The sequence below is a fragment of the Leptospira montravelensis genome, from assembly GCF_004770045.1.
In the GTDB taxonomy this organism is placed as follows: Bacteria; Spirochaetota; Leptospiria; order Leptospirales; family Leptospiraceae; genus Leptospira_A; species Leptospira_A montravelensis.
Genome location: NZ_RQFO01000001.1, coordinates 74,477 through 94,547, shown reverse-complemented (window position 1 = coordinate 94,547; position 20,071 = coordinate 74,477). Strand labels below are relative to the sequence as shown.

Below are 20,071 nucleotides of genomic sequence, written 5' to 3'. Positions count from 1 at the left end.
TAAGAGGGGCTACATCATGACCAAACGTCCAAGCCAAACGGGTAATTCCAGAGAAAAATTACATTGTTCTTTCTGCGGAAAGGCCCAAGATGAAGTAAGAAGGCTTGTCGCTGGTCCTGGTGTTTACATTTGTGATGAGTGCATTTCCTTATGTAATGAAATCATCGCAGAAGAGCCGCAAGGTGGGGAAAAAACTGCCATTGTCGGTGACATCCCTAAACCAACTGAAATTAAAAAAATCTTAGACCAGTATGTGATTGGACAAGAACAAGCTAAAAAAGCCTTGTCTGTTGCTGTTTACAATCACTACAAAAGAATCTTTCATAACGAACGTAAGGCGGGAGACGTGGAATTGGAAAAATCCAATATCATGCTCATTGGCCCTACTGGTTCGGGAAAGACTCTCCTTGCACAAACTCTAGCTCGTATTTTAAAAGTTCCTTTTGCCATCGTCGATGCCACGGCTCTTACGGAAGCGGGGTATGTGGGAGAAGATGTGGAAAACATCATCCTCAAACTCATACAAAATGCAGACAATGATGTGAAACGTGCGGAAATGGGAATCATCTACATCGACGAAATTGATAAAATTTCTCGTAAGTCGGATTCTGCTTCCATCACTCGTGATGTGAGTGGGGAAGGGGTCCAACAAGCACTTCTCAAAATCATTGAGGGAACGGTTGCCAATGTGCCACCACAGGGGGGGCGTAAACACCCTCATCAGGAATACATTCCAGTAGAAACCAAAAACATCCTCTTTATTTGTGGGGGGGCGTTTGTTGGCCTAAGTGACATCATCAAACAACGAGTTGGTGTAAAATCAATCGGATTCCATTCCAACGAAATCGTAAATGACAAAGGTCGTAAAATTGAAGAAGGGGAATCTGTGGTTCACCATGTGATTCCAGATGACCTAATGAAATTTGGTCTGATCCCAGAGTTCATTGGCCGACTTCCGATCATTGCCACTCTGGATGAACTCACTATAGAAAGTTTAAAATCCATTTTTACGGAACCAAAAAATTCACTTCTCAAACAATACCAAAAGATGTTTGATATTGAGAATGTAAAACTCAAGTTTACTGAATCTGCCATTGAAGCCATTGCCCAAACGGCAATTAAACGGGAAAGTGGAGCCCGCGGACTCCGTGCCATCGTAGAAGAAATTATGATGGAACTCATGTTTCAAATTCCATCCCGTAAGGATGTATTGGAAGTGGTTGTGACTGATGAAACAGTTCTTAAAAAAGACGCACCAATCACCATTCTGAAAGGCGATATCGAAAAAATCGCATAACTGTTCTAAATACAATTTCTGGATTTAAAACCTTAAATTTTGGATCTAGAGAAAGGATTAAAAACCTATCGGACCGATAGGTTTTTCTTTTTTAGGAGTAATTTATGTTAGGTTCCAGTCACGTAAAAAACAGATCCCTGCAATTTTCTTTACCATTTATAATTCGATTTCAATTGCTTATTTTCTATTTTTGTTTAGGGTTCTCTTTTTATCACTGCCATTTTGAAAAAATTCCCGAACCAAATATTAATCCAAAGGACCAAACGCAAATCCTAGATTCTAATGTTTTTCCCTCTCATTTAGAGTGGAGTAAAATCAAAGAAACCGTTTGGATCCATCGCAGTTTCGGGACCTTTGGCGGAAAGGTATATTCTGCCAATGGACTTGTGGTTCTATCAAACAAAGGAGCTGTAGTGATTGATACCCCTTGGACCGAATCACAAACAGAAGAATTATTTTCTGATATCAAAACCAAGTTCCAAAAAGAGGTTTTGTTTCTTCTTGTGACCCATGCGCATGACGACCGTATGGCGGGAGTTCCTTTATTTCACAATCGAAACATCCCCGTTTATAGCACTTCCTTAACAGCGAAATTAGCAAAGGAAAGAGGGTTGGGAAAAACAAATCCCATCCTTGACATCCAAACAAGATTTTCTTTGGGCCAAGAGTCAGTTGAAGTTTTTTTTCCAGGTCACGGACATTCAGCTGATAATATTGTGGTTTGGCTTCCTGGTACTCATATTCTTTTTGGAGGTTGTCTTGTGAAGTCACTAGACGCAGAAGACTTAGGAAATACCAAAGAAGCAGATCTAAACGAATGGCCCAATTCAGTGAAGCGGGTCTTATCTCGTTATCCAGATGCCGAGGTCGTAGTGCCAGGGCATGGTGACTGGGGGAAGTTGGATTTACTTCGCCATACAATTCGTTTACTTGTTACGCCTAACCACTAAAATTGAAAGTTTTTCCATTGGGTTTGAGAGATTTCTTTCAGCACCTAGGGCGCTCATTTTTTTGGCAATGGCAAGTAACATCTGTCTAGAGGAACTAGGCCTTAAATCCAAAAGATAATCCACAAACTCTTCCATAATTTCAAAGGATGTGAGTCCAAATTGAGTAAGTGTCCTGTCACTGGCCCAAACCAAATAATCCCCAATTTCGATTCCATCAGCCATAGAAAGTGGGTGTTTGTGGTTGGGATACCAATGGTCGTCTCCGCTTCCTTCGATCACTTGGATTCCGTGCTCTGAAAATTGGAAGATAGGCATATCCATATAGTGCAAAAAAGACATTTTGTCTTCTTTGTTTTGAATCACAAAGGCAGAGATTTTTAATTTTAAAAATGTAAATTGATGGAGTGCTGATTTTAGTTTTTCTAAAATTTCATCTGTGGAAAAAATACCATCTCCCAAAGAAGAAATGATCCCATGAATATAAACTTTTTCAGAGGATTCTAAAATCCCGGGTTCCATATGCCCTGCAAGGATTCCAAAAATTCCATCTTTGGCCCTAACAATTCGAATGTAGTCAGCTCCCGCATAACGCATAACCGATGGAAAAACTGATACATCGAACCCATGAATTTTTGGAATATGAATGTCGGGAATTTGTTTATTTATGGAAGCTGCTTGGTTCGTTTTCCAATCAAATTTGTTTTCGAATTGTTCTTCGCCGAAACTTTCATCTCCCTGAAGAAGGGTAAATCGAACTGATTTGTAGATTTTGTATTCTTCCGAATCTTTATTTAGTTTTTGAATGTCTTTCGGGAGTTCAGTATCTTGGATGTGAGCTATGACATGAAGAATATATTGGTATAAAAATCCCAGGAAATAATAAGTTAAAAATCCAAGAAGGAGTGAAAATACAAAAGAGGAATAAATTCCCACCAAATTGAAGTTAAGTGCATTTTCTCCTTTGGGGTTTTGCCAATGAGTAAATGTAAATTCTGCAAATAAAAAATGAATGAGGAAAAAAAGAAAACTAATGATACCTAAGAGTACAGGAAGTTTAACTCGAAAACTCATTTGCGATCTGTTGTTTCCAATACTTTCATAATGATAGCAGAAAGAAAGAATAGAAAACTAAGAGGAACGAGTAACATCAACATAGAAAAAACATCGGGGCCTGGTGAAAGAACTGCAGACACAACGGAAATGATAAGGACTGCTTCCCTCCATCGCGAAATCAAAAACCGGGAAGAAAGGATTCCAATCCTACCAAGAAGGATGAGAACAATTGGTAATTGAAAGGAGGCACCAAACACTAGGTGCAAATTAAAAAACAAATCATAATACTCGTCAATCGGTAAATACGGATCCACTCCATCGGGTCTAAGAACCACAAGGAAAATCCTAAGGAAGTTTTCGAATACGGTAAACCAACAGAGCGCTAGTCCCGACCAAAAGAGTAAGGTAGAAAATAGGATGATGAATTTACCCCATTTTTCTGTCCTTGTGTCCACAGCCGGTGCAATGAAACCCCAAAGGATGTAGAGTAAAAATGGTAAAGAAACAAGGACCGATAAAATAAAAGAGGTTTTGAGATAAATCAGAAACGGAGCCATCAGCTGGATCTGAAAAAAATGGGCATCGGGTCCTAAAACAGATTTGTAGGGTTGGATGAGAATGGTATGGATTTCACTTCCAAAATATAAGGTGGCTATCATAAAAACAGACACCACTAAAATGGAATAAATCAGCCTTTGGCGGAGTTCTTCTAAATGATCCCCCAGAGACATATACTTTTCCCTGGTTTCGGAACCCTCGGGTAATGGGAGTACAGTTCTTTTTTTCCCGGCCAAGGTTTAAATCTTATGCTTTTTTCTTTTTTCCGGATTTGGAAGCGCCCGAAGAAGCTGACTTTGGCTCTTCTTGGGGAAAACTGGTTTGTGTTGGTTCGTCTTCCTGTCCCGTTAAGGATTTACGAAATTCTTTGATTCCCGAACCTAAATCTTTTGCAAGACTGGGAAGGCGTTTTCCGCCAAAAAAAAGTAACGCTAAGAAGACGATGAGTGCAATCTCCCAAGGTCCCAAATTAAAAAAAGCAATAGGTGCTTGAAAAGAAAACGGATTGGATGGCATATTTCCCTCTTAAGGCAAGAGTTATGCAAACGAATCTAGAAGCAAGCGGAATGATAGAATTCTTTAAGGTCTTGCCCAATCTATTTTCCGGTGGAGTGTATTTAACAGATCCAAAATCCGGGAAAATTTTATTTTCTAACGATTTTTTTAAAAACAATTTGGGTTGTCACAAAACCACCGAGGAATGTTTGGAATCCGATCTTTTACAATGGGTCGCAGAAGAAGATAAAGCCAATTTTAAGGAACAGTTTCTTATCCCAAATAAACATTTTGATCGGGACACCATCCAAGGCGATTACCGATTTCGAATGCCGAATGAAATTTTAGTTCGTTGGTTTCAGTTCGAAAAACGAAAAGTAAACATCCCGAATATGGATTCGCAATTACAAATTGTTTTTGTTCGCGATGTGACCAATGAAAAAACAAACGAAATCAATATTGTCGAACAAATTCAGTTTTTTCTTGGACTCTTTGAAAATGCATCTGTAGGAATGGCTCTACAAGATTGGGAAGGTGGATATTTTCGTATCAATCCAAGGTTTACGGAAATCACAGGGTATAGTTTTCAAAATTTAACAGATTTGAATATCAAACGGATCAAAGGGGAACCTATATCTGAAGAAGAGATGGAGTATTTTGGTTTTTTTAAAGAAGGGGTAGAAGAGTCTCGTTTAACAAGAAAAGATGGTAGGCGTATTAATGTATATAGACGGATCAGTGCTTTTCGTAATTCACAAGGAAAACCAGATTTCTATTATGTTTTTTTGGATGACGTGACTGAAAAAAAACAACTCGAATCCTATCAGTTGCATTCACAAAAAATGGAAACTATCGGTAGTTTGGCGACTAATATTGCGCATGATTTAAATAACTATTTACAACCAATACATGTGTTTTCTCAGTTAGGTGAAGAACAAATAAAATTGGGGAAATATGACGAATCAAAAATTTTAGAATATTTGGGAAAAATTAGAATGGGAGCAGATAATGCCCGTTCAATGATCCATCGGATCATCCAATATTCAAAGGCAAAAGACGAAAATTCCTCCGCAAAAATTGAAATATCTTCGGTGATCGAGTCTGCCATTCCTCTTGTAAATGCAGGGTTACCGAAAAATGTAGAAGCTCAATTCGATTTTTATAAATTTCCTCTTTATACAAAGTTGGATGCGGTTCGGTTTTCCAAAATTCTATGTGAATTGACTTCTGGTGGACTTCTGGTTTGGGATGATCGGAAAAGGGGACTTGTTCGAATACAAACTTCGCCCGCGGATGAGTTTAAACTTTTGGTATCTATGGAATTTACCGGGCTTTCTTTACCTAGTCTTTCCGGTTTAAATACACTGGACTTTGTCAATTTTGGCGAGGAAGAATTCCAATGGACGGGCATGCAACTAATCAATCGTTATGTGAAAAATTGGGGAGGTGAGTTCTATATCGAAAAACCAGAACCAATGACTGTTCTAATCCATATTTATTTGCCTTTAGAGGAAGGGCAGAATCTATTCGGTGCAAAGAAAACAAACCAAGAAAATAAACCTAAAGATGTTTGGTCAGTGATTTCTGAAAAAGAAATTTGGGTGGTTGAAGATGATGAAGCAGCTAGTGAAGCGATTAGTTTTGTTCTTTCGCAAAAACAAATTTTTCCTCAAGTATTCCGAACGGCAACTTCAGCTTTGGAAAATTTAAAAAATAAAGTTCCTGATTTTATTTTGTCTGATTACCGAATGCGAGAAATCAATGGCCTAAGTCTCATTCGAAATATAAAGAAGGTAAATCCAAATCTATCGGCGATTCTTTATACAGGAAATATGGAAGGACTTGATTCGGAAGAGTTGGATAAAGAAGGGATATTGGTTCGTTCGAAACCAATATCCGTAGATGAACTTTATGAAACGATATTGTTATCGTTTGGTTTTCTTTGATTTTTTTACTTCTTCTGCACCTGTCGTATCTTTGATAAACTGAATGAGTTCTTTTTCGATTAGTTCTTTGTCTGATTTCACGTATTTGGAAAGCAAAACATGGGCTCCGTTTTCAATTTTTAAAAGTTTGTTTTTGGGGTTGTGATTTGGACCCGATTGAATTTGATCGAAGACATGTAACATAGCAGGAACAGAGGCAACAAAATCATGGTCTGTTTCTGATTTATAGTAGTACATGAGTAAGGTGGGAGCTGTAATGCGAGGGAACGGATTGTCTTTGTCTACAAATCGTTTTAAATCTAAAAGATTTTGAATGGCACCATAATACTGGTCTAAATACCAAAACTTTCCCGATTCATCTTTTGGGTCGGTTTTGGAAATACGCATTTCGCCTTTGATAGCATTGATAAAAGATTTTCCCCAATGAAAACGAAACATATGCGCACTAGGATCATCAAAATCATAAAATGGAGAAGCAAGGACAAGGGAATCCACAAGCTCTGGATGTTTTGCTGCTAAATAGGAAGCAATGTTTCCACCCATACTGGTTCCAATGAGAACAGTTTTTTGTCCGAGTTCTCTTGCATAAATCAGACTATCTTCTGCATCTTGCAAGTATTTTTGAAACTGAGTATTTAAGTGGTCTTCGGGATTCGTTCCATGTCCTGGCAGTCTTAAATAATAAGTATTGGCACCGAAGTATTCGGATAATAAGTTTGTTACCTCTTCACCTTCCCCACGACTAGCACCAAAGCCATGTATATAAACTATGGCAATGGGAGTTTTTTCTTCCGAAACACGGATGAGAAGTTCCTCGTTGTTTGGCCTTGTATTTTCGCTGAGGCTGGTCTTCAGTTCATTTTGGTAAAAGGATTCAAAATTTTCGAATTTCCGAGAGGAATCATAATTGTATTCACTGATAGACCAGTTGTAAGTGGATACTAGGAATGCAGAAAGAATGAGAGTGATGGCTATCACCCATTTGATTATTATTCTCATCGAGGTTCTCTTGTTACGAAAGATAAATATAACAAATGCAGGATTTCTGTTTCTAATTCAAGTCAATTTGTTTGTTTTCTGTCACAAACCGACAGAACCCATCCGACTCTGGATGACACCTCCACCAGAAGTAGCAAAAACTGCTGCTGTTTATGGAGAGATTCGAAATCCTTTTGAAGTGGATGTGGAGATTCGAAACATCGTCAGTAATCAATACAAAACAGTTGAGTTTCATGAAACCTCCATCGACAGCGAGACACAAGTTGCCAGGATGCGTAAGAAGGATTATCCGATCCTTTTAAAGGTAAATCAATCAATCCAGTTGATGCGGTCGGGAAATCATCTGATGTTATTCGATAAAGGGAATATTTCTGGAAATTTAAAATTGGAAATCCAATTTTCTAACGGAGAAAGTCGAACGGTAGTTGTGGAAATGAATCAATAATGAAAAAAAATATAGTCTTAATTTTGTTAGTTGGAATATCAATGTTACGATGTGGTTCGAGTTTAGAATTCACAGAGCTCCCGATTGGTGGAAATATTGAAGCAAAAGATAAATCGGGACAATTAGTGTCTTTTAAATCGTTTCAAGAACCAGTTCTACTAGTTTTTTTTGGATATACTTATTGTCCTGATTTTTGTCCTAATACTTTGGCAAAAATAAAAGCAGCCGTAGAACCGCTTTCATCTGAGGAAAAAACTAAATTCAAAGTTGTTTTTATCTCTGTAGATCCTGTGCGTGATTCTCCAGAGACAACAACAAAGTATGTACAATTTTATTTGCCACAATCGATTGGACTTTCTTTTTCGGAAGGCACAACGAATCAAATTCTAAAACAATACGCTGCCTATGTCCAAAAAACAGAAGATGGCCAAAGTTTTGACCATTCTACCTACATTTATGTTTTGGACAAAAATCGTAAGACAAGAAAGTTAATCAAGTCTACTGATCCCAAAGAAGTTATCACAAAATCGATACTTACTTTAAGCGGCAATTCCGTTTAAGCGAAGTAAGGCATCAATTTCCGGATCTCGACCGTAAAAGTCGCGGAAAAGATCCATTGCGTTCCCAGAGCCACCTTTTTCTAAAACCGTTTTTCTGAAATGGGCAGCATGTTCTAAATCGAATACACCTTTATCAACAAACGAATAGTAGGCGTTTGCTGAAAGAAGTTCTGCCCATTTATAGGAATAATATCCTGCTGCATATCCACCGGCAAAGATATGTGTGAAAGAATTTTGAAATTTATTATAAGCTGGCGGAAATACCACCGAAAATTCTTTTCTAACTTGGTCTAAAATTTCCTGAACTCGAGACTCCGTTGGTTTTTCTAGATGGATCAACATATCAAACTTCGCAAATTCAATTTGTCTAACTACTCCCATCGCTGACATAAAATTTTTGGCCTTAACCATAGTTTCGATATAAGAACTTGGGATTGGTTCCTTCGTTTGATAATGTTTAGCGAAAAGCTCCAATACTTTTGGTTCATAAGCAAAGTTTTCTAAAAACTGAGAAGGGAATTCCACTGCATCCCATTCCACCCCATTCACTCCACTGACAAAGGCTTCGTTGACACGAGAGAGGAGGTGGTGTAGTGCGTGACCTAATTCGTGGAAGAGAGTGACCACATCGCTTGGTCGTAGAAGTGAAGGTTGTGTTTCGGTTGCTTTAGGGAAACTGGCTACAACAAAGGCAACAGGAAGTTCTTTTTTTCCTGTTTCGTCTAGGAAATGAGGTTTCCAATTGTGCATCCATGCCCCACCTTTTTTTTCGGTTCGGACTTCTAAGTCTAAGTACAAACGAGATCTTGTTTCTCCATCTACGACTAAGTCATAACAGAGGACAGACGGTTCCCAGACGGAAGTGTTTACTTGTTTGAATTGAATTCCTAAAAGTTTTTCTAAAAATAAAAAAGTTCCTTGGATGACTGTTTCTTTTTCTAGATAGGGTCGGTAAATTTCCTCATCATAAGAAAAGGATTCCTTTTTTAATTTTTCAGAGAAATAGGTAAGGTCCCAAGGTTCTAAATCGGTATGTCCCAAATTTTTGGCAAAATTTTTAATTTCGTTTAATTCTCGTAATGCGATAGGTTTTGCTTTTTTCCCAAGATGGTCTAAGAATTCAATAACTTGTTCGGGAGTATCTGCTACTTTGGTAGCCAAACTCAAATGAGAAAAAGTAGGGAATCCAAGGAGTTTTGCTTCTTTGTCTCGGAGTTCTAAAATTTCTTCCATTAGTTTTCCATTTTCTGGTGCTCTTGTACAATACCCATCATAGAGCTTTTTTCTAATTTCTCTATTTTCGCCATAGGTCATATAAGCAATGTAAGATGGGAATTGTAGGGTGAATTTATATGTTCCATCCTCTTGTTTGGCTGAAATTTTTTCACTTTCAGGAAGGCCTTTTACTTCTTCTTCGGAAAGGTAAAGGGCAAAGGCATTGGTAGCATTTAAAACATTTTGTGAAAATTGGTTAGAGAGGTCTGATGAACGAATGCGAAGTTGTTTGAGTGCTTCTTTTGTTTTGATATCAAGTCCTACACCAGACAAACGGAAATCACGGATTTCATTTTCCAAAACTTTGGATGCTTCGTGGTTTAGATTTTTTTCTGAGTTTTGAATTTTTAACAAAGCTGAAAATATCTCTTCATTTTGTCCAAGGTCGGTATAATACTCACTGAGGATCGGTAAAAGTCGACTATAGATTGTTTGGCTCTCTTCATTATTTTTTACTGAATTGAGATGGGAAATTTCTGTAACTAAATCACTAAGTTCGGTTTGGATTCTTTGGTAAGGTTTAACAAAGTTTTGAAAGTTAGGTTTGTCTATTTGTAATAGTGTTTGGATGAAGTTTTTGTTGGACTCCATTTTTTCTAAAATGGCTGATTCTTTTTTTGGGAGATTTTCAGAATGAAATTCAGGAAACATAATGGCCTCTATTGTTTTAGACTCGATTTCAAATAGTTCTCTGTCAGTTTGGAAGCAGAGGGAAAGGATGCTACCTGAAAAAAGTAAAATTGTTTTCTTTGATGGGGTTTGCCATTTGTGTATGGGTTCGGTCCAGTTTCTTTTGAAAAGGAACCAAAAAGAAAATTTATACTTTTCTGCGATTGGTTCTGAAGTTTTCCATTCTCTAATCCCCATAAACATGGTTTCCAAACTCCCCGATAGTATCCTCTATTGGAAAGAAGGGGAGTTATACGTTGAATCCGATGCTATTTTGCAATTGGTTACTGAATTAAAATTCCCTTGGTTTTTGTTGATTGGATTTAGGTTCGTTCCTCGATTTATTAGAAATTTCCTCTATAGGTACATTGCCAAACATAGATACAACTGGTTTGGTAAAGCGGAAGTTTGTATGATCCCTTCACCAAACATAAAAAAACGATTCTTGGATTAGTTTTTCTTTGTAGTAACCAGTCTAAGGGTAAGTTTTTTATTGCGATCGTAGGCAAAAATCGAAAACGGTTCTCCGATTGTTTCCCATCCAATTCCTAGTCCTTTCCAAAGTAAATAATCGGATTCAGTGACAAGGATATAACCTTTAGTGGTTTGTATTTCTTCCCAATTCATTTCATGAATGGGCCTATGGTAATAATAGGCAAAACTTGGAATCCCTAGACCACCAAAGGTATGTAAGGTTTCTTTATGAGGAACCAAAATTTGAATTTCACTTGCAACCTTTTTTGTTTCCTTTCTGAGTTCAGAAAACTTTGGAAGGATCACAAAAGATAAGACCGCAATCATAACCAGAGAAACAGTCAAATACAACCGAAACATATAGATTTGATTATGTTTTCTTGAAAGTTGGTCACCGAGAAGGATGGCAAGGATTGGATAGGCTGCTAATGGATAAGATGGAAGTTTACTAACCAAACCTTCGTAAAAGATCCAAGAAAAACCAAGTCCTATGAGTAAAAATCGTTTTGGTGTAAACGGAGAATCGATTCCTTTCCAATTCCAAGGAAGTAAGTTTATAAAAAGTTTTAAACCTCCTGTTTTTAAATACGCCAACAATTTCCATCCATTTTCATTTAAAAAGGAAAGATAAATTCTAGTCCAAGGGAAAAGTGTAATGGCAAATAACATAAGATAGGTGCCAGGGGGACCTGATTGTCCAAATACAGGATCTGTCGCTCGTCGAAAAATATACCAATCCAACATCCATCGGATTAGAATCCCATTGTCTTTTTGCCAAGAGAAATATCCCCAAAGAAAAAGTGGGAGTAGGGAAATAGGAAACCATAAAAAAGGACTTAGTTTCCAAATTCTAAAACGGATTTGATTCAGGCTTAAAAGTAGGACACAAGTTCCCCCAAGGAAAATAAGAATAGGAGGTCCTTTTACAAGCAGACCCAAACTCACGGAAAGCCAAAACAAAAATACAAATCGTTTTTTATTAGATAATATCCAGTGGTAAAGAGAAACATAACCTAACATACTTAAAAAAACTAAAAGGGAATCTACTAAGGCAATTTTTCCATTCAGAGGGAAATAGAGTGAAAAACTTAGAATACTGAATGCATACAAAGCCGTTCTTTGTCCGTACATAACATTGGTAAGGTGGTATGTTAGTAAACCTGTTCCCAGAATACAAAGTGCAGGAAATAAACGTAAGGCCCATTCTGAAGGTCCGAATATTTGAAAAAGAAAAGAGGTAATCCAAAAATGGAGAGGTGGTTTTCTGTGTGGAGTGGAATAAGGAAAATTCATAGAAAGGTAATCCCCTGTTTCCATCATGGATCTAGAAAAACCTGCATAGGCAGCCTCATCTTGATCAACTAGGGGAGAGGAATTCCCATAAAACAAAAAAACTACCAATACAAAAAGTAGTAAAAGAAAGGTGCGGTGGACAGAAAAGAATTTCACAGTCTCAAGAGAGAAAACCAGACCTACTTTGTCAAAGCAGAAATGTACCTGGTGTTTTGTATTCATTTTGTAACAAAACTGGAATCAAATTGGAAAAAAAGATATATAGAATTTTCTTATGCTTTTCAATGTTCCGGGTTCCATTGCCTATGCAGATAACTCAATAGCAGTGCGTCCCTCCCTCTGGAAATACAGATATGTATTAATTTTATTATCTTTATTGGGGATATTGATTGTTTACCAACTAGCAGTTGTATTACTCCTTAGAAAGTCGATTGTTTTGCCAGCTTCCTCTTTTCAAGGTACAAAAATAATTAATCCATACCAAAATTGGATTGGGGACGGACAGGAAAAAATATCCCTACACACTCATTCCAATGAGGTATGGTTTACCCCAGAGAGACATACTGTAAATGAAATCCAATCCGAATACAAAAGAGATGGATTTTCCAATGTTGCTATCACTGATTATGGGCAAGTTTCTGAAACGGAAAATCAAGAATATATCCGTGGAATGGAATGGGGACAAAATTTAAAAAAACGTCACTTACTTGCCATTGGGATTAAAAAATCTTTTTATGATTATTTTCCTATATATGCGAGTCGCGAAAATCTGAATTGGGTTATGGATCGCATGAAAAAGTTAGGTGGTTATGTAGTTGTTTCGCATCCAAAACTATTCGATTCGTTTTCAAGGGAAGAACTTTTGGCAATTGATGGATTTCAAGCAGTAGAAGTATATTCGCCGTTTGGCGATGATCCAAAGATATTGGATTCTCTTCTTAGCCAAGGACGAAACATACATTGTATGGCAAGTGATGACTTACATTATTTTCCAGAAAACTCAATCAAAAGTTTTGACCAACCTTTTTGGAAAGATTTGATTCAAACTTTAGGAAATCAACGGTCAAGGAAGGGAGAGAGTTTTTTACGTTATATTGTTACAGCGGAAGGTAAAAAAGATCAAACTTCTGTATTATCTTCTCTCAATTCTGGATCTTTTTATTGTGTTAAAAAATTCTTTCAAGGTGCGGATGATCCTAAGGTACCGAAAATTTTTCTGACAAAGGATAATACCATCCAAGTGAATTCTAGGGAAAGGTATTTGGAAATTCGTTTTATCGGACAAAAAGGCGAATTGTTACAGGTAAACCCAGACACAAACAATGCTGAATATCGATTCCAAGAAAAAGATGTTTATGTGCGTTTGGAGATGGTTGCCCTTACTGGTTCTATCCTTTCCAACGCTATTTACTTAAGTAATTAACTGATAACCAATCCTTTGTTGAATTTTAAGTTTTGTTCGGCGGGCACCACCATAGGTTTCAGCGCAAAGTAACAATTGCAGAAATATTTATATAATGAACAAGTGAAAAGCGTCATGCGCACTAAGAAACAATCAAGAATAAGCCCCTCATACCTAGGTTAAAAAAGGTATGAGAGTTTATGTTAGAATTTATCTAGAAATGATTTGGTAATCCCATTCCATAACTGGACTTTGTTCAATCGATGCGGTTATGGTTTGCGGAACTACCATTGAGCGAGCGGTAGCTTTTGTGCCAGTGACAGCAGGCGGTAAGATTTTATAAAAGGAATCTTCTTTTTTACTGCGAAGTTGAAACTCTTTCCATTCTTCCCGAGAAGCAAAAGCACGAATACGATCTTTGGAAGGAGTTGAGGAAGCTTTAAACGAAATTCGTTTATCTGGAATAGTCACTTTGTCACCTTTCCGGATAAAGTTATCATTTTGAAATTGGTTGGGGAAAAGTAAAACGGGTTCCCCTTTCTGGTTCTCTGGTACTAATACAACGTAAACAAAATTGTCCTCGGACGATTCAATTTCAAATCGAATTGGTTCTCCAGCTATATAAGTAGGTTTTAAGGAATTGATTTTCAATTGCGAGTTAGAACCTGTTCCTGTTTCGGATAAAGCTAAGTAGATATTTTTTTTATCCAAAAATCCGAGAAAGTCGAAAACTAAAGTTTTGGAAAGACTGTCGGGTAGGGAATTACGATACTCCAGTTTTTGGTGGAGGACATCTACAAAAGAAATCACAGCTTGCCCATCTTCTGTTGTTATGAGGGCCAGTTTGTCTATATCATTCAGTTTTTGCAAAACTTCTGCAGTTTTTGGAGAAGCCATTCCTTCTTTATTAAATTCCCAAATATTAGAATCAAACCCATTCATAGGGAGTGAAACTTGTCCGCGACCTGATGTTTGGATTTGTTCTTTCAAAAAATCACGTAGTAAGTTAGCCTCAACAGTTCCTTGAGTTACTTCCACTGCTATTTTATAAACAGGACGTTTTCCTAACCGGTCTGACGAAAACAGGGAAAGCGTAATTACGGAAGTTAAGATCCAAAATTGTTTCATTATTCTTCTGCCTTACCTTTGTAATCGTTCATCAGTTTGTCGTTGTTTTCGTATTGTTCTTTGATACGTTGGTAGTTTTCTTCTTTGATGGCTTTGAATTCTTGGAAGATTCTCATTTTTTCTTTTACGAATTCATCTAAAATTTGTTTTTTTAATTCTTTTCCAGAAACAAGAACCTCTTCGTTTTCTGTCACGAGAGTTACTTTTCCCTTTTTGTCTGGGCTTACCGCAACGGTTCCTTCATTTACATAAACACCCGTTTCTATTTTGCTAAGATCTTCATTTTCTCCTGCTGTATCCGGAGCAGCCGCTAAAAATTCAGTACCGCGGACTCCAGCAACAAAACTAGGATTCACCACACTTAGTGGGTTTTGGCTTGGGAGACCCGACTCAGGTTTGTGAGCTTTTACAAATAACTTTCCACCAACAAGTTTCAGAGTGGTCGATTTTGATTTGGGATTGAGAAGGTCTTCGATTTGGACAGAAGAATACTTGGCAAGTCGAATCGTCGCTTGGGTAGCTAATTGGATTTCACAAGTTCCGTCTTCTGTTGTGATGGTGTCGCCTTTTTTTAGAATACTTCCTAACTTCACTGGTTCTTTGGCTTTTTTGAAACGTGGACCTGAAAGGTAATTCTTTCCTTGGATGAAACTGATGATTCCCACTTCTTCGGCTGATAGGGTGAGAGTGAAAAAAAGGCAAAAAATGGACACAAGGATTCGAATCATGCCACTTTTATAACCAAACTGTCTCTTCTTACAAGCCAAAAAACTAAAAAAAAAATTCAAAAATTTCGCTACAAACGTAGAGAAGGGGAACCAAATTTTTAATTCTTCACCTATCTTCTGATATGTGCCATAAAACTTGGGTTCTCTGTTTATTCCTTGGATTCCATTCCACTCCGATGTTAGCAGAGGGAAAATTATTATGGGAGGACTGTGTCTGGATTGGGATGGAGCGTAATGGTAATTTGGGATTGGAACAGATGCGGTCTGAGATTTTTCCGATTCTTACCAAAGACAAATGGAAACAATACCTCCCTAAATTAGGTGTACATTATTTTGGTATCTTTTCTAAAAACCAGGAACAAATCGACCAAGAATATAGAGATGTTCGACTACAAATCCAACAACTTCTTTATGATGGAGGAGAAACAGAAAGAGAAAAACAAAAAATAGAAATCAGAAGATTGATCCATTCGGAAGAAAAAAAACTTTTACGTGAAAAAGTTTTTAAGTCTATTTCTTTTTCTTATTTTAATTCAGTAAAGCGATTGTTAGTTGATTCGATTTATCAACTAAGATCAGAACTTTACCATTGGGAGGAGAAAAAACGTAAAAAAGAAAGTGAACTAGGCCTTTCGCCCAAGGGGGAATTGGATCAACGTAAAGTTTGGGAAGTAGATTTCCAATCCAAAAAAATCCATTCTGAATCTGCTAGGAAACTTGCTTATTTGGAATTACAACAAGCGATGTCTCTATTGCCTGGAGTGAATTTTGTTTTGGATACTGGACTTACCGAACGAATTCGCATATTTGATCCAAATAATATAAAAACTTCTTTTGATGAAAACCATCCAATTCGAAAAAAAGCCCGGTTACAAATGGAACTAGCGGAACTTGACCAAGAAAGTTTGGATAATGATTGGAAACCAAAATTGATACTGGGTGGTTATCTCGGAAAAAATGGAAACGCTGGATTTCCGTTACAGAATGAAATTTATGGATTGAGTTTTGGTGTTCAAGCTAATTTAGGTGGAACTAGTTTTCAAACCAATACACAAAATGGAATTCAATCAGAGGGAAATGGAATACAGAGAATTCCTGGATACGGACCTCAACCAGTAGGTCCTGGTGAAAATTCATTTCAAAGCGGATCAATCGGACTTTTTGATGATATAGGTCGGAATAAAAAAATCTTTGATTCGAAAATGAGTTTGTTACAAGCAAAATCAGAATGGAAACAATCGGAGATTTTGGTATTAAACCAAATCCAATCTACAGAAATTAGGTTAATTGAAATTTACAGTAAGTACAATTTATACTTAGAAAATACTAAATCAAACTTATACCAACATCGATTCAAAAAAGAAGAACGAAACCAAGGTATCATTTCGGAAATCGAATATTTGAAATCAGAAGAGGATGTCTTTATTGGGTTTGAAACCTTATTAGACCATTACTTTCAATATCTAACAACTGCATTAGAACTAGTTTTGTTAATCGGTGAAGATCCATTTGACAATCGGTATTACAAACTTGAATCCAAAACGGTTCCCAATGATCTCACAATAGTTTTAGAACATTGGAAACAGAATACTTCATCAGAAAACCGAAAAATAAACGAACCAAAATTAAAAAGAACTTACCCATTCTTAATGGAGGATCCGTATGAAACTCGTTAAATGGAATTTATTTTCTATGGTTCTGTTGGTCCATTGTCATTCTCAAATTGGATCCATACAAGACTGGTTGGGAGTTTTGAGCTTAGAAGATACTCCTAAAATTTTGGCTTTTTCTCCGGCTTCCGATACAATCGATGTAAATCCAGAAACGAAAATATCCGTTTTATTTAGTCATCCAATGTCCATCCAATCTTGTGTTTCGGCTTTTTCATTGGAACCGCAAGTAAGGGGTTCATTTGAAACTAACGATTTAAGTTTAAAATTTATTCCAAAAACGGAACTGCCGTCAGGTGGATATATTATCAGAATCACAAAACAATGTGAAGATAAAAATGGTAAAGACTTGGATCGCGTATATACAGTTCCCTTTCGAGTAGGCGAGAAGGAAATTCCTAAATCACCTGAATTGGAAACCTTATTGGTTTTAACAGGTACAGAAACTGAATGTTTGGCCGGAGGAAATTCCACTGATATTAAATTAGGGGAAGTAGATTCTGTTTGTTCTGGAATACCTGGGCCACCACCGTTTTTCGTCCGTTTCACTAAACCAATGAACCAAACGGAAATCGAATTGGGACTAAGAATGGAACCTTCCTTGTCTTATCGTTTGGAATGGGATAACACATCTCAATTTAGAATATTACCTGATACCATTTTAACACCTGAGACAAGATACCATATAGTATTCCCAAAAGGAATACACGCAGACGATGGGGCCGAATTAGAGGAAACCATACGAATGAATTTTTTAGTGGGGCCTGATTTAAGTGATCCAGAAGTAATCGGATTTGGTTTAGAATCACAAAACTGTGGATTAGGAACCCAAGAAATTGGATCAATAACAGGTGCTCGTTGGGATTCTAATTTCTGTTTTTGGAGCCGGGGTCTACCAATTTTAAATCCAAATTTCTATCAGTTTCGCGGTGGGGATGACGGAAGTGGAATTTCAGGAAGCCCACTGGCATGTGCTGATGTAAATACAGATAATTTTAAGATATTTTTTAACCAATTCATGGATACTACTTCAGTGATTGGTGCAAGTAAGTTATCAAAAATATCTCCACCATCGACAAATATTCGTTTGTCGACTTGGGTTTGGTCACATTGTCAAACAACATTTCCTTTTGGATGTAAAGAGTTAACCTATTCATATGCAGAAAGTGAAGCTAGCTGTAATGGAACTCTGTTCGGAAACATAGGGACTGGTGGAGATTTTAATCTGCAAACATCGGCCCTTTCCCCTAATTACTATCCTTATTATGAATTTCGATTGGAACCAGAAGCCAAATCTATATCAGGAAAACGTATGAAAGTTGGATTTACCATTCAGGTGGAAGCAAAATGAAATACATATTACTCTTCCTACCTTTAGTTTTCTTATCATGTGTTTTTGAAAATCTTGCAATACGTAAAGCAACATACCCCTTGCCTAATGGCAAGAAGATGCTTTTTGTAAATATTACTTCCCCATTTTTTTATGATTCTTATGAAGAAATCAACAATGCGAATCAATTGATTTACGAAAAATTAGAAGAGTTGGGATACTCTTTAGTTATCAGTGAAAAAATATGGGAAGATTCCTCTGTGAACACTGTAACAAAAGATAATCTCGAAATATTTCAAAAAAAAATAAAAACACAATGGCAAGAAGATCGACCAAGAATTCAAATTTGGAAGGAACGTGCAGAATTAATAGATGCTAGTGGTATCTTTTTATTAAGGTATAATTTCTCTTCAGAAAACAAGTCGAAAGAAATTCGAATGTTCTGGATTCGGTTAGATAAAAATGAAGTCAATCGTTTCGATTGGACTTGGAATCCCGACACACCTATCCCCTTTTATGATTCAATTCGATACAGTTTAGAAGGGGAAAAATGAAAAAACTATTTAGTCTTATGTTTTTGATTATAACCTGTTTATCTTGTTTTAACTCGCCAAACGATAAAAAAGAAATAAATTTACTCACCGAAGCATACCGGTCTGGTCACTTAACGGTAGTAAGTTCTATGTTAAAGGAAATTCAGGAGAATCGGAAGTTTACGAACGAAGAAGAAGTTTTGTATATAAAAACTTTATTTTATCAAGCCAATTGGAAGGATTTTTTTTCGCATTGGGTTTCGGTCCAAAACAAAACTCCTGAACTTGTTTTGCTATATTTTAAAGCAGTCCTACTATCGAAAACACCAGTGGCAGTTTCCTCTGAAGATGAATCTAAACTTATAGAGTTATTGTCTGTTTCCCCAGAAGCTTGTTTGTTATACATAAAATTTACAAAAAATAAAAATCGCCTCCAAGAGAAAAAACTTATTTTGGCCCAAGGTAAACAATTCCAAACCCACTTGGATAGATTAATCAAGGAGTTGGGGGAAAATAAATGAATTGGTTTAGTTTATATCAATTGATTGGTAAAAAAATTCAGAATCTAAGAGGAAGGGTAAAAAATATAATAAAAGATATTTATAAGTCTCCGTTTTCTTTTTTATTCTTCTATCTCGTTCTTTATGCCTTCCATTGTATTTGGAATTGGTCTGAATTTATGAGTTTCAATCGGAATTTGGAATTACATGCAATTCATTCTGGCAAACAGATTTCTCTTTGGAGTTTATATCCTTTCCAAATAGTGAGTGCTTTATTTGTTTTTGTTTTGTATCTTTTTATTTCCTTATGTATCAATTTTTTATTTTCGCTGGGGAAAAATGCGAAGTTAATATTTAAATCAAAAATTACTATTTTTTTTAAGAGTTTAGTGAGGCAGTTTTTTTTCTTTATCTGTATCCTATTCATGGGAAACCAACTTTTGGGATTTTTTCAAGATAGAAACTTTTACCCAGTATTAGTTGTTCTGTTTTGGACTAGTTTATTTTTGCTCTATATCATTCAAAACGGAGATTTATATAAAAGGATATTTGTTCCGAACGACCATTCCATCACATTTTTGTCCCATAGTTTGGGTTATGTAAATCCTATACTATTTATATTTTTTGTTTTGGCATTAACAAATGTATGAAGACGTATCAAATGGTTACAATTAAAGTTTTGCTGCGTAAACTGTTTTTGGTAGGAGTTGTATACCTACTTTCATCGGCATTATATACTTTTTTTTCCAATTTGGAAACTCGAAAT

Annotated in this window: 20 protein-coding genes; 12 read left to right on the top strand and 8 right to left on the bottom strand. The window is 36.6% G+C overall.

Annotated features, from left to right (window positions below):
* The first annotated feature begins 16 nt into the window (after positions 1-16).
* Both clpX and bla read left to right on the top strand, forming a co-directional pair.
* Positions 17-1,297, top strand: coding sequence for an ATP-dependent Clp protease ATP-binding subunit ClpX (clpX, locus tag EHQ31_RS00415; RefSeq protein WP_135570789.1), 1,281 nt, complete (start codon positions 17-19; stop codon positions 1,295-1,297).
* Positions 1,298-1,401: 104 nt separating this feature from the next.
* Complete coding sequence (gene bla / locus EHQ31_RS00410) at positions 1,402-2,247, top strand: subclass B1 metallo-beta-lactamase (RefSeq protein WP_244247219.1); 846 nt, start codon at positions 1,402-1,404, stop codon at positions 2,245-2,247.
* On the opposite strand, the gene rktP is transcribed toward bla, so the two are convergent.
* The 3 genes from rktP to EHQ31_RS00395 are packed head-to-tail and all read right to left on the bottom strand — an operon-like array spanning position 2,224 to position 4,374.
* Positions 2,224-3,318 (bottom strand): Arg-Lys translocation region protein phosphatase RktP, encoded by a 1,095-nt coding sequence (rktP, locus tag EHQ31_RS00405; protein ID WP_135570787.1) that lies wholly within the window; start codon positions 3,316-3,318, stop codon positions 2,224-2,226. The two genes, bla and rktP, sit on opposite strands and share 24 nt — an antisense overlap.
* A complete protein-coding gene (gene tatC / locus EHQ31_RS00400; protein ID WP_208652695.1) occupies positions 3,315-4,094 on the bottom strand; it encodes a twin-arginine translocase subunit TatC in 780 nt (259 codons plus the stop codon). Before tatC ends, rktP begins: the two co-directional genes overlap by 4 nt.
* Before the next feature lie 10 nt (positions 4,095-4,104).
* The gene (locus EHQ31_RS00395; RefSeq protein WP_135570783.1) at positions 4,105-4,374 is read right to left on the bottom strand and encodes a Sec-independent protein translocase subunit TatA/TatB; all 270 of its coding nucleotides are present in this window, start codon (positions 4,372-4,374) and stop codon (positions 4,105-4,107) included.
* A gap of 23 nt (positions 4,375-4,397) precedes the next feature.
* On the opposite strand from EHQ31_RS00395, the gene EHQ31_RS00390 reads away from it, so the two are divergent.
* Positions 4,398-6,299 (top strand): hybrid sensor histidine kinase/response regulator, encoded by a 1,902-nt coding sequence (locus EHQ31_RS00390; protein WP_135570781.1) that lies wholly within the window; start codon positions 4,398-4,400, stop codon positions 6,297-6,299.
* Here the strand turns inward: EHQ31_RS00390 and EHQ31_RS00385 are convergent.
* Positions 6,279-7,298, bottom strand: coding sequence for an alpha/beta hydrolase (locus tag EHQ31_RS00385; RefSeq protein ID WP_135570779.1), 1,020 nt, complete (start codon positions 7,296-7,298; stop codon positions 6,279-6,281). The genes EHQ31_RS00390 and EHQ31_RS00385 overlap by 21 nt on opposite strands.
* A gap of 10 nt (positions 7,299-7,308) precedes the next feature.
* On the opposite strand from EHQ31_RS00385, the gene EHQ31_RS00380 reads away from it, so the two are divergent.
* Positions 7,309-7,743 (top strand): copper chaperone PCu(A)C, encoded by a 435-nt coding sequence (locus EHQ31_RS00380; RefSeq protein ID WP_244247218.1) that lies wholly within the window; start codon positions 7,309-7,311, stop codon positions 7,741-7,743.
* Positions 7,743-8,303, top strand: coding sequence for an SCO family protein (locus tag EHQ31_RS00375; RefSeq protein WP_135570775.1), 561 nt, complete (start codon positions 7,743-7,745; stop codon positions 8,301-8,303). The genes EHQ31_RS00380 and EHQ31_RS00375 overlap by 1 nt, the downstream gene beginning before the upstream one ends.
* On the opposite strand, the gene EHQ31_RS00370 is transcribed toward EHQ31_RS00375, so the two are convergent.
* Positions 8,283-10,229 carry a M3 family metallopeptidase gene (locus tag EHQ31_RS00370; protein ID WP_135570773.1) on the bottom strand — a complete coding sequence of 649 codons (1,947 nt, stop codon included), beginning with the start codon at positions 10,227-10,229 and terminating at the stop codon, positions 8,283-8,285. The two genes, EHQ31_RS00375 and EHQ31_RS00370, sit on opposite strands and share 21 nt — an antisense overlap.
* Before the next feature lie 67 nt (positions 10,230-10,296).
* On the opposite strand from EHQ31_RS00370, the gene EHQ31_RS00365 reads away from it, so the two are divergent.
* Positions 10,297-10,701, top strand: a complete 405-nt coding sequence (locus EHQ31_RS00365; protein ID WP_135570771.1) for a thiol-disulfide oxidoreductase DCC family protein — start codon at positions 10,297-10,299, stop codon at positions 10,699-10,701.
* On the opposite strand, the gene EHQ31_RS00360 is transcribed toward EHQ31_RS00365, so the two are convergent.
* Positions 10,698-12,236 (bottom strand): ArnT family glycosyltransferase, encoded by a 1,539-nt coding sequence (locus EHQ31_RS00360; protein WP_135570768.1) that lies wholly within the window; start codon positions 12,234-12,236, stop codon positions 10,698-10,700. The genes EHQ31_RS00365 and EHQ31_RS00360 overlap by 4 nt on opposite strands.
* A 52-nt stretch (positions 12,237-12,288) precedes the next feature.
* Between EHQ31_RS00360 and EHQ31_RS00355 the strand changes: the two genes are divergently transcribed.
* Complete coding sequence (locus EHQ31_RS00355; protein ID WP_135570766.1) at positions 12,289-13,437, top strand: PHP domain-containing protein; 1,149 nt, start codon at positions 12,289-12,291, stop codon at positions 13,435-13,437.
* A gap of 189 nt (positions 13,438-13,626) precedes the next feature.
* On the opposite strand, the gene EHQ31_RS00350 is transcribed toward EHQ31_RS00355, so the two are convergent.
* Positions 13,627-14,544, bottom strand: a complete 918-nt coding sequence (locus EHQ31_RS00350) for a DUF4384 domain-containing protein (protein WP_167481615.1) — start codon at positions 14,542-14,544, stop codon at positions 13,627-13,629.
* Complete coding sequence (locus tag EHQ31_RS00345; RefSeq protein WP_208652694.1) at positions 14,544-15,272, bottom strand: FecR family protein; 729 nt, start codon at positions 15,270-15,272, stop codon at positions 14,544-14,546. Before EHQ31_RS00345 ends, EHQ31_RS00350 begins: the two co-directional genes overlap by 1 nt.
* 176 nt (positions 15,273-15,448) lie before the next feature.
* Between EHQ31_RS00345 and EHQ31_RS00340 the strand changes: the two genes are divergently transcribed.
* The 5 genes from EHQ31_RS00340 (at position 15,449) to EHQ31_RS00320 (ending at position 19,955) form a co-directional block, all read left to right on the top strand.
* Positions 15,449-16,948: a TolC family protein gene (locus EHQ31_RS00340; RefSeq protein WP_208652693.1), complete on the top strand. Its 1,500-nt coding sequence runs from the start codon at positions 15,449-15,451 to the stop codon at positions 16,946-16,948.
* Complete coding sequence (locus EHQ31_RS00335) at positions 16,935-18,293, top strand: Ig-like domain-containing domain (RefSeq protein WP_167481614.1); 1,359 nt, start codon at positions 16,935-16,937, stop codon at positions 18,291-18,293. Before EHQ31_RS00340 ends, EHQ31_RS00335 begins: the two co-directional genes overlap by 14 nt.
* 98 nt (positions 18,294-18,391) lie before the next feature.
* The gene (locus EHQ31_RS00330; protein ID WP_244247216.1) at positions 18,392-18,826 is read left to right on the top strand and encodes a hypothetical protein; all 435 of its coding nucleotides are present in this window, start codon (positions 18,392-18,394) and stop codon (positions 18,824-18,826) included.
* Positions 18,823-19,326: a hypothetical protein gene (locus EHQ31_RS00325; RefSeq protein WP_135570758.1), complete on the top strand. Its 504-nt coding sequence runs from the start codon at positions 18,823-18,825 to the stop codon at positions 19,324-19,326. The genes EHQ31_RS00330 and EHQ31_RS00325 overlap by 4 nt, the downstream gene beginning before the upstream one ends.
* Positions 19,323-19,955, top strand: coding sequence for a hypothetical protein (locus tag EHQ31_RS00320; protein WP_135570756.1), 633 nt, complete (start codon positions 19,323-19,325; stop codon positions 19,953-19,955). The genes EHQ31_RS00325 and EHQ31_RS00320 overlap by 4 nt, the downstream gene beginning before the upstream one ends.
* Positions 19,956-20,071: the final 116 nt, after the last annotated feature.

Coding starts and splice junctions, on each gene's coding strand:
- clpX (WP_135570789.1), top strand. CDS start 17: ATGACCAAACGTCCAAGCCAAACGGGTAATTCCAGAGAAAAATTACAT.
- bla (WP_244247219.1), top strand. CDS start 1,402: ATGTTAGGTTCCAGTCACGTAAAAAACAGATCCCTGCAATTTTCTTTA.
- rktP (WP_135570787.1), bottom strand. CDS start 3,318: ATGAGTTTTCGAGTTAAACTTCCTGTACTCTTAGGTATCATTAGTTTT.
- EHQ31_RS00395 (WP_135570783.1), bottom strand. CDS start 4,374: ATGCCATCCAATCCGTTTTCTTTTCAAGCACCTATTGCTTTTTTTAAT.
- EHQ31_RS00390 (WP_135570781.1), top strand. CDS start 4,398: ATGCAAACGAATCTAGAAGCAAGCGGAATGATAGAATTCTTTAAGGTC.
- EHQ31_RS00385 (WP_135570779.1), bottom strand. CDS start 7,298: ATGAGAATAATAATCAAATGGGTGATAGCCATCACTCTCATTCTTTCT.
- EHQ31_RS00375 (WP_135570775.1), top strand. CDS start 7,743: ATGAAAAAAAATATAGTCTTAATTTTGTTAGTTGGAATATCAATGTTA.
- EHQ31_RS00370 (WP_135570773.1), bottom strand. CDS start 10,229: ATGTTTCCTGAATTTCATTCTGAAAATCTCCCAAAAAAAGAATCAGCC.
- EHQ31_RS00365 (WP_135570771.1), top strand. CDS start 10,297: ATGCTACCTGAAAAAAGTAAAATTGTTTTCTTTGATGGGGTTTGCCAT.
- EHQ31_RS00360 (WP_135570768.1), bottom strand. CDS start 12,236: ATGAATACAAAACACCAGGTACATTTCTGCTTTGACAAAGTAGGTCTG.
- EHQ31_RS00355 (WP_135570766.1), top strand. CDS start 12,289: ATGCTTTTCAATGTTCCGGGTTCCATTGCCTATGCAGATAACTCAATA.
- EHQ31_RS00350 (WP_167481615.1), bottom strand. CDS start 14,544: ATGAAACAATTTTGGATCTTAACTTCCGTAATTACGCTTTCCCTGTTT.
- EHQ31_RS00345 (WP_208652694.1), bottom strand. CDS start 15,272: ATGATTCGAATCCTTGTGTCCATTTTTTGCCTTTTTTTCACTCTCACC.
- EHQ31_RS00340 (WP_208652693.1), top strand. CDS start 15,449: ATGTTAGCAGAGGGAAAATTATTATGGGAGGACTGTGTCTGGATTGGG.
- EHQ31_RS00335 (WP_167481614.1), top strand. CDS start 16,935: ATGAAACTCGTTAAATGGAATTTATTTTCTATGGTTCTGTTGGTCCAT.
- EHQ31_RS00330 (WP_244247216.1), top strand. CDS start 18,392: ATGCTTTTTGTAAATATTACTTCCCCATTTTTTTATGATTCTTATGAA.
- EHQ31_RS00325 (WP_135570758.1), top strand. CDS start 18,823: ATGAAAAAACTATTTAGTCTTATGTTTTTGATTATAACCTGTTTATCT.
- EHQ31_RS00320 (WP_135570756.1), top strand. CDS start 19,323: ATGAATTGGTTTAGTTTATATCAATTGATTGGTAAAAAAATTCAGAAT.